Raw genomic sequence first — 8,495 nt, 5'->3', positions numbered from 1 at the left:
CCCCCCCCCACCGCCGGGCTGGCCCGTGGTCACGGTCTTCTTGGCCAGGACGCGCGGGTCGGGGTGTCAGGGGACGGGTGTGTAGGTGATGTCGCTGTCAGGACAGCCGGCCGCGAGGGCGTTCAGGGCGTCCAGCTCCGCGGTGTCGACGGCCAGGCTCCAGGACAGCTTGATGGGCACCCAGTAGTTCAGGTACCGGCAGCGCGCGGACTCGACGGGCAGCCACTCGGCGACGTCCTGGTCGCTCTTTTGCCGGTTGGAGCGCTGGCTGACCGCCTCCAGGTGCCGGGGGTCGTTCAGGTAGTTGGCGTAGGCGACGCGCTTGTCCCGGGTCCAGAATTTGGCCCCTGAGTCCCAGGCCTCGGCGAGCGGGACGACGTGGTCGATGTCGGTGGCGGTGACGGTCTGCTCGTCGTACCAGGAATACCAGGAGCCACCCGACAGCGTGCAGCGGCCGGTCACGGCGGGCGGGGTGACGGCCTCGGCGAGCAGGACCTCCTGCCGGGTGTTGCAGCCGTCCCGGTCCTCGTCGGTCCAGCCAGAGCCGAACTCCCGGTTGCGGTCATAGCCCGTACGGTCCTCGACCGCCACGGGAAGCTGGGCGATGGCCTGACTCAGCGGCAGGGTGATCTCATCGGCCGCGGCGGCACTGTGCGCGGGGGCTGTGCCGGCCAGTGCGGACAGCGTCAGTACGGCTGCCGCCAGCCAACCACCCCGCCGCCAGCACCTGCCGGTCTTCACCCGGACCTGCGCGGTCTCTGCCATGCCAGCTCCCCTTCACCATCGACCCGTTACCGGCCGCGGCACAGCCCCCGCCCGCGGACACCTCACACCGAGGGAGGAACCGGAGGGTGGGCAGGGGCTGGCCGCTCGCTCAACAACCGTTGCAGCCAGGGCGAACCGGGTCTGTGCCCTGGGAGAGTGATGAGGGGGCGCACCGGATCACAGCCTGGCACCGGCCGCACGCGGGGATACGCCGGTACCCAGGGCGGCAGATCCGGGGCACCAAGTCCCGCGCTGTCAATGGCGGCGCCGAACGGCAACCGACTAGACCGTCTACCTTGAAGCCCGTCATTCCTCCCAGCAGTCCGCCCGTGGGCTGGGCCCTTGTGATGCGGTTAAGACGGCGGGCCTCTGGCTCTCTGGTTGCGTCAGAGAGATCTTCAGAACGGGGGTTCGTCGCTCCAAGCGACGGTGGTCGAGGGCTGTGGCGGACGGGGCTTGTCCTGGTGAAGGACGGCCACGGCCTCTTCGATGCGGCCGAGGTCAATGAGGTACCCGGCCAGGTCGTGGCTGTTCGCGGGGGCGTGGGGGCGCAGGACGGCGACGGCCTCCTCGGTGCGTCCGGCGCCGGCCAGCAGCTCGGCAATGTGTCGTGCCGCGTACGAGGTGCCGCCCTCAGGGTGAGCCCGGGCCTGCTCAATCGCTTCGTCAACCCGGTCGCAGGCGGCCATCAGCGGAAGTCGTAGCCAGAAAAGGTCCCATTCCTCCTCGCCCCCGCGGGCAGCGGCGAGGGCGTCGAGGTGCGCCAGGCCGTCCTCGGGGCGGCCCTGTTCGAGGTACAGGTCGGACAGAGTATGGAGGATCCAGTCGTCCCCATTGCGGGCTTCGGCCTGGTGGCGCATGACCTCGATCGCTTCGTTCCCTTGGCCGTGCCGGGCCAGCAGTTGCGCTAGCTGGACTGCCGAGTTGGGGTTGGAGGCGGCGGAATCGTCAGCCTGCCGGAATGCCGCGATCGCCCCGTCCACGTCACCACGTTCCTCCAGCAGTTCTGCGAGGCGCTGCGCGGCGTGCCCCAGCTCCTCGGCTGCTGCGTAGGCGCGCAGTTCCCCGGTCCGGTCGTGCCGGGACAGCAGATCGGCCAGCTGGTCCCGACCGTTGAGGGAAGTGACGTCCCGGGTGCGGAGCAGGGCGATGGCCTCGTCGATGCGGCCCTGGCGTTCGCGGATCGTTGCGAGCAAGCCGATCGCCGTGTCGGGATCGAGGCCGTGGCAGCACCACGGGGTGTCACAGCGGTGTTCGTCCGGGATCCGGGCGGCGAGCAACTCGGCTGCCTTCTCGTCTCGGCCAGCGCCCTTGGCGACGTCAACCAGAGCCGCGGCGAGCAACCCGTCGTCGATGTGCGCCTGCAGCAGAGTGAACGCCTCGTCGCTGCGGCCGTGCCGACCGAGCAATCGTGCATAGAACTCCAGTGCCATCGGATGCCCGGCCTTCATGCCAGCTCGGGTCAGCACAATCGCCTCGTCGGCCCGCCCCCAGCTCTCCAATAGTTCCGCCGTGGTCCTGATGGCCGTCCACCAGCCCGAAGCGAGATACGGGGCGAGTATCTCCAGCGCCTCATCCCGTCGGCCCTGTTCGCCGAGCAACCGCGCCCACTCCCGCGCGCAGAACCACTCCCCATGGCCGGCCCCAAACTCCACCGTCTCGGCGTGGCCGAGTTCGAGAAGCCGGGAGACCAGACGCGGCGGGATGCAGCCGGACTGCGTCCGAGCCCGATAGTCAAGATCAGTAGCGTCCACAGCGCCGTACCGTAGCCGCTCCCCCTGACACCACCTCCAGTTCCAGCTTCGAAGTGGAATGACGCTCCCCACCAGCTGCCCCTCCGCCTCGTCCGCCCAGCGCCGCGAGGCCTACGCCAACGACCAGGGCGCGGCCACCGCCCTGGTCGCAGTCACCGCCCGCTCCAACCGCAGCAAGGCGGCCAGGACCTCGCCCAATAGCTGCCGCCCGCCGCCGACACCAACTGCCGCTACGCCGCAGAGTGGGCCGGCGCCAACCTCCGCTGGAACACACTGACACCACCGAGCTCGCCGCCCTCCAGGACCTGGCTGCCGTCCGCCCCGACCAATCCGTCACCTACGAACCGGCCCCCTGACCGACTACCACCCCGCCGGTCGCAGCCGACCCCGGCCCAGGTCAGTTCTCCGACGGGATGCGGACCGCGATGGCCTTCGCCAGCCGGTCCGCCTCCCGCGACAACGGCCCGCCCTCCTGCGACACACTCACCAGCAAGCGCAGCACGTCATACGCCTCGTCCAGCGGGAGCAGCGACAGCCGCTCCGCCGTCTCCATCGGCGCGGAGAGGATCTCCTCCAGGTCACCGGCGTCGAGGTCGATGTGCTCGTAGTCGTCCATGACCGGGCAACGTACCCAGACCCGCCACGGTCACGCGGCGGGCCCGGACATGCGTCAGCCCCGTCCGGGACATACCGCCAGACGAGGCTGCCCGAAGAAGGGTGCGATCGTGGAGGGCTGTCGCCTTATGCGGCGAAAGGCTCCGCAGAACTTCAGCCGAAAGATCGTCCCTGCAGACACCTTCACGTTGCTATGGCGTCAATTTCTTGGGATGAGTCCTCAGAACACGGCACGGTTGTAGAGGCGCTGGAGCCATTCGTTGGCTTCAGGTCCAGGATCAGTGGTCAGCACCGGGTTCGGGCCGGTCTCGATGAGGTGCAGCAGGGTCCAGGCGACGCCATAGCAGTCGTCCGGGCCGAAGCAGGAGACCAGCGCCTTGGCCTCCTCTCCCGTGACCGGCTTCGGGATCGCGTTGAGCTGCTGAACGCGTCTGTCGATCTCTTCTTCGCAAGCGTCCCCGTCGGGGAGCGGGCCGTCGGCGACGAATGCCTGGACGTCGATCGGTGGGTAGTCTCACAGAGACGGTCGGCGTGGGCCCGGCCGTCTCATCAGAGCTCCGGTCGTGCCGATGGCCAGCAGGACCGCCGGGCCGATCAGCATGTGCCATGTCAGCGGCGGGATCCAGGACACCTGCTTGGACTGGCCCATCGTGAACAGAATCAACGGCAGCACAGCTGCCACGGCTGCTGTTGCTGCCACCGTCCAGCGGGTCCACGTCCTGGGTCCGGCTTTTGTCCAGGCCAGGCTCAGCAAGTGCGCGGGCGCTGCTGGTAACCGCTTTGCAGGGACAGGGCCACAGGAAGCTGTGGGCGGCGTACGCGGTCACCATCTCGGTGTGCGGACTGCTCAACTGGCTGCAGGGTCGAGAGGCCGGCTCCGGCCGCGATCAGTGCGTGCGGACGTCCCTCTTGAAGATTGAACTGCACGGAGGGAATCAGCCCGAACACGAGCCCTCCTGCCAGGCCCGCCCAGACCCCGGCCAGCCGGTGCCCGATGAGTGTCACGAAGGCCGCCGCCACCGCCGTGGCCAGTACGGAGGGCAGGCGCAGGGTCGTGGTACTGGGCCCGAACCATCCGAAGAGTTCGTGCATCAGCAGGTAGTAGAGGCCGTGCACGGCATCGACATGCCCCAGCAGGTGCCAGATGTCGGTGACGGACCGTCGAGCCACCTGCCAGGTCGCTGCTTCGTCCCGCCACACGCTGTGCTGTTGGGACAGACCCCACAGGCCCCAGGCAACAGTCCACAGCAGTGTGATGGGCCAGACGGGCAGACCGCGCCGGAGGATGGTGGTGCGGAAAGACGTGAAGCGTTTCGAATCCTCCGGCCGGCGGTGCTGAGCGACGTCCGCCACGGGCCGTCGTAGGTGGCTCGTTCGGCGCATGCTGTGTACGAGGTGAGTGCGTGGGTCGACAGGCATCAGGCTCGTGGGGCTCCTTGTCTCTGCTGCAGCTGTCGGACAGGCCGGTGACGCACCCGCTTCTGGTCTGCGAGGTGAAGCCGATCCCTACGACAAGGGCGTCTGTTCCAGGTATGACCGCAGATGTTCCTTCAGGGACGGGACGGATGCAGCGTCGCACGACATGACCACAACGAGTCTGCCGAGTACTACGCCCTCGGGCTTCTGCGTGTAGGACCATCGCCGTCCGGCCCGCAGCAAGCTCTTGAAGAGCAGACGCTGTCCGGAGACATCGCCTGGCAATATTTCGTCCGCGGCATCGATGACCAGTACGTGGTGGTCCGCAGACAGCCAATTCAGATCGCTCAGGCAGTCGGAGAGGGCGTTCCAGTTCCAGCCGAAGTAATCGGGCAGCCGCAGACCGTCGTAGAACTGCTGGAAGACGGCGTCCGTGTCACGCATCTCACGGCCATCGAGACGCGCTACGTACGTCCTACCAGTCATGGGAAGCAGTAGATCGACGGGCACAGCGCCTGGTTCCGAAACTACGTGCAACCAGGGAACGGTGAGCACCGCCGCCCTCCGTCCCGTGAAACAGGCCATTGACCGCTGCCGGCGCCGACAGCAGAGCTGCAAAGTCTAGAACCAAACGAGAGGCCCTAGCCCCGGCCCCGTCCTCGCCGGAATTGGGACCGCTGACTCGTACGGACCGGCACCAAGGGAGTAGCGCGAGGTCGGTACCGCTCGCCGCGGACCGGACCGCTGTCACAGGAGATACACAAGTGTTGCACGGTATGTGACCATCCTGTGACCGTCTCCCCCTCAAATGATCTTTAGGTTCTGTGATCAACTCCGCGCGCACGTGCGGCGCGGAGGCTCCTAGTCGCCCCGGAGAGGCACAGTGCATCGTCACAGAATCTTCCGAGTATCACGCCGCGCGGCGGCCCTCGCGCTCGGTCTCGCGCTGCTCGGCCCGCAGTACGCCGTCGCGGACGGGCCCGAGCGGGAACGGACCGGCGGATCCGCCCCGCTCCTCGCCGGCTCACTGAAGCCCATCAAGCTCGAAGTCGGCATATCCACCGAGCAGTTGGAAAAGCTGCGCGAGCGGGGCAAGGCCGCCGAGCGGGCCGGCCGGCCGCTGCCGAAGGCGGACGTCCCGTTCCAGACCGAGCGCCGCCCCGAGCGCCAGCCGGCCGCCGGACGCGCCGACCTGACCTTCGCCGAGGCGATCCAGTTCATCGAGCAGGACGCCGAACGGCGCAAGACACCGATGAACAGCCGCGTCGACTCCTACCTCGGTCAGCAGCGCACCGCCCGCACCGCGACCTCGACGGAGAGCGGCTTCACCGCCCAGGCGACCGCCGCGACGATCGGCGAGACGCCGTCGCAGGCGCTCTACGACTCCTGCATGACCGCCGGCGCCGCCTCCGAGGCCGGGCGCGTGTACGACCGGTTCACCTTCTGCCAGCAGGTACCGATCACCGCCGACTACTGGGAGAAGGACGCCGCGGGCAACCCGGTGGACCACCTGGGCACGACCAAGGCCACCCTGGAGGTTATCGCCCAGGGCTTCGAGGACCAGCGCACCATGCGGCTGTTCTCGCAGATCAAGCAGGGCTCCGTGTCGTACGACTGGGGCTGGTGGGACAACATCTGGACCGCGCCCGGCGTGCCCCTGTCGCTGTTCGGCACCTGCGCCCCGGATCAGCTCGACTGCGGGGCCTCCCGCAGCCCGGCGACGCTGACCTGGGACAACTGGAACAACAACCCCAGCTGGGCCTACTGGGACATCAGCAACTCGGCGGCGGCCGGCTACGGCCGCGACAAGCTCATGCCGAGCTTCTGGCGGGTGGAGTTCTTCACCGAGAGCGACGAGTTCAGCACCGATGCGCCCGGCACCTCCCCGGTGCAGGTGGTCCGCTGCGACTCAGCGGCCTACATCGCGGGCCCGTTCGGCGCCGACCGCTCGCACGGCTGCGTCTTCCCCGGCGCAACCCCCGTCCTGAAGTACAGCCTCTCGGGCACCGAGGCCGCCGTCGCGCAGCACATCCTCGGCGCGCAGACGCACCCCGAGTACACCTACCCGCGCCTGCCGGCCGAGGAGGAGGCGCAGCGCGACAAGAGCATCCCCGGCCAGGCGATCAACGGGCAGCCGGTGCACTACGGCCTGCACCGCATCCACTCCACGCTCAACGCGACGGACTACCAGGCCAACCGTGACCACAAGGACGGCGCCTGCTACGGCACCGGCCCGCAGGCCTCGACGTACGCGGGCCTCGGTCTCAACCCGGCGCCGGACACCTCCACGCAGCAGTGCGACGAGTACCCATTCGCCTCGACGCTTGAGGGCGCGGCGAGCCCGGACTGGGACTTCTCGGTGCAGGCGGTGCCGACCACGGACAACGCCTCCGCGGGCGGCAAGCTGATCGCCTACTACAACGCCGACCGTATTCTGGCCTGGGACGCGTCCCTGCCGTACCCGGACGGCACCAACGACCGGTTCTGGGTCGAGATCGTCGACTAGATGCCAGACCGCCGGACCGCATAACGGCGGGGGCCGCCGCCCGGAGGCGGCCCCCGTTTCCGAAAGCCACCAGGGAGCCGACGCGATGCACGCACAACCGCTGGATCTGACCCGCCTGTGGGGCGAAGGCTGGGCCGTCACCTTCGCGCCCCGGACGCCCGCGTTCTGCCTCGACGCCATGGGAGTCGACGAGGCCGCGCCGCTGCCGGACGGGCTCGCGGCGTTCGCCCGGCGCACGCCGTTCGACGGGCCGCCCGTGCTGGTCGCGGCGGCCGCGCTGGACGATCAGTGGTCGGTGGTGGTGGAGAGCGAGGCGCAGACCGGCTGGGTCGGCACCCACCCGGACGTCCTCGAGGCACTCGCCGCGCCGGAGGCGCCCGCCTGCACCGCCTTCTCCGACCCCAACAAAGTACAGGTCGTCTTCCGGGAGTACGGCAGTCCGGTCGGCGGCATGGAGCCGCGCACCAACCGCCGCTGGGGCCACTTCGGTGACCGCACCCGGCAATCCCTGCGCGAGGCAGGTTTCCCCGACGACTACGCGACCCCGCAGCACCCGGTACCGCCCGCCCCCAGCGAGGGCGCCCTCGCCCTCCTCGCCACTCAGGCGATCACCCGCACCGAACTGCGCGCCGAACACCTCCAAGGCCCCTGGCTCGGCGGCCTCACAGCCAAGCCCTACCCGACCATGCCCTGACGGCCCGCTCGAGGCCGGCCACGCCCCCAACGCCCCTAGCAAACCACCGCCGTCAGGCAGGACGCCGCCCCTCTGCCCGACAGGCCTTGATCGGTCTGCGTCAGCACCGGATGGCTGCACCAGCAGTTCTCGTCCAGTCCGATGCGGAGTCACCCTCAGACACCACGAGGCGGCTCGAAGAATCACTGTCGCTGCGTAGCCAGCCCGCTGGTCTCATGGACTGCCCGAAAGGAATACGGCTCAGCCATAATCGGCCCGCCCACACACACCGACGGCGCGTCCTACAGGTCGAACTCCACGTGCTCGATGTCGGTGAAGCGGACCTTCTCCAGTGAGCCGGCGCGGCGGCCGCTTTCCTGGAAGTAGACCTCTTTGAGGCCTTCGGCGGCGATCTGCTGCAGTTGCCGGTCGGAGGCGCCGGCCTGTTGGGCGTCGAAGAGGCGGGCGGCGTACTGCGGTGGCAGGGCGACGGTCAGGTGCCGGAGGCGGGCGTCGTCGGTCGTGCCGACCGGTGCGGTGTAGCCGATCCGGGCGCGGGTGTCGATGACGATGCCGCCGGTCGTCGCTGCCCTCTCCTTGGCCTTGGCCCGGATCTGCGGCTGCCACCGGGCCTTCACCTCGCGCTCCAGGCGCATGGCGAGGTCCGGCCGCGGCTTCTTGATCTGGTCCTTGACGTACCGTTCGACGGTGCGCTGGGAGATGCGCAGCATCTGGGCGACCGGTCTGGTGCCCTTGAGCTGCTTGA

Annotated in this window: 7 protein-coding genes and 1 pseudogene; 2 read left to right on the top strand and 6 right to left on the bottom strand. The window is 68.9% G+C overall.

Features of this window, described 5'->3' with window-relative positions; translation table 11 throughout:
• Positions 1 to 66: 66 nt before the first annotated feature.
• The 5 genes and pseudogenes from IE260_RS40630 to IE260_RS40605 form a co-directional block, all read right to left on the bottom strand.
• On the bottom strand, positions 67 to 765 hold the full coding sequence (locus tag IE260_RS40630) for an HNH endonuclease family protein (protein ID WP_189880965.1): 699 nt from the start codon (positions 763 to 765) through the stop codon (positions 67 to 69).
• Between the two features lie 398 nt (positions 766 to 1,163).
• The gene (locus IE260_RS40625) at positions 1,164 to 2,519 is read right to left on the bottom strand and encodes a tetratricopeptide repeat protein (protein WP_189880964.1); all 1,356 of its coding nucleotides are present in this window, start codon (positions 2,517 to 2,519) and stop codon (positions 1,164 to 1,166) included.
• Between the two features lie 397 nt (positions 2,520 to 2,916).
• Positions 2,917 to 3,135 carry a DUF6417 family protein gene (locus IE260_RS40620; RefSeq protein WP_189880963.1) on the bottom strand — a complete coding sequence of 73 codons (219 nt, stop codon included), beginning with the start codon at positions 3,133 to 3,135 and terminating at the stop codon, positions 2,917 to 2,919.
• A 516-nt stretch (positions 3,136 to 3,651) separates the two neighbouring features.
• Positions 3,652 to 4,421: pseudogene (locus IE260_RS40610) on the bottom strand (glycosyltransferase family 39 protein); the annotation flags it as partial.
• 219 nt (positions 4,422 to 4,640) lie between these two features.
• Positions 4,641 to 5,036: a barstar family protein gene (locus IE260_RS40605; protein WP_268255036.1), complete on the bottom strand. Its 396-nt coding sequence runs from the start codon at positions 5,034 to 5,036 to the stop codon at positions 4,641 to 4,643.
• 397 nt (positions 5,037 to 5,433) lie between these two features.
• On the opposite strand from IE260_RS40605, the gene IE260_RS40600 reads away from it, so the two are divergent.
• A complete protein-coding gene (locus IE260_RS40600) occupies positions 5,434 to 7,056 on the top strand; it encodes a NucA/NucB deoxyribonuclease domain-containing protein (protein WP_189880959.1) in 1,623 nt (540 codons plus the stop codon).
• An 85-nt stretch (positions 7,057 to 7,141) separates the two neighbouring features.
• On the top strand, positions 7,142 to 7,750 hold the full coding sequence (locus IE260_RS40595; RefSeq protein ID WP_189880958.1) for a hypothetical protein: 609 nt from the start codon (positions 7,142 to 7,144) through the stop codon (positions 7,748 to 7,750).
• 281 nt (positions 7,751 to 8,031) lie between these two features.
• Here the strand turns inward: IE260_RS40595 and tpg are convergent.
• The coding region (gene tpg, locus IE260_RS40590) for a telomere-protecting terminal protein Tpg (RefSeq protein ID WP_189880957.1) at positions 8,032 to 8,495 on the bottom strand (464 nt) is incomplete at its 5' end.

Source organism: Streptomyces viridiviolaceus (genome assembly GCF_014650995.1).
Lineage (GTDB): Bacteria > Actinomycetota > Actinomycetes > Streptomycetales > Streptomycetaceae > Streptomyces > Streptomyces viridiviolaceus.
The sequence above is the reverse complement of the archived record's forward strand: the minus strand, read 5'-3'. Positions and strand labels throughout refer to the sequence as shown.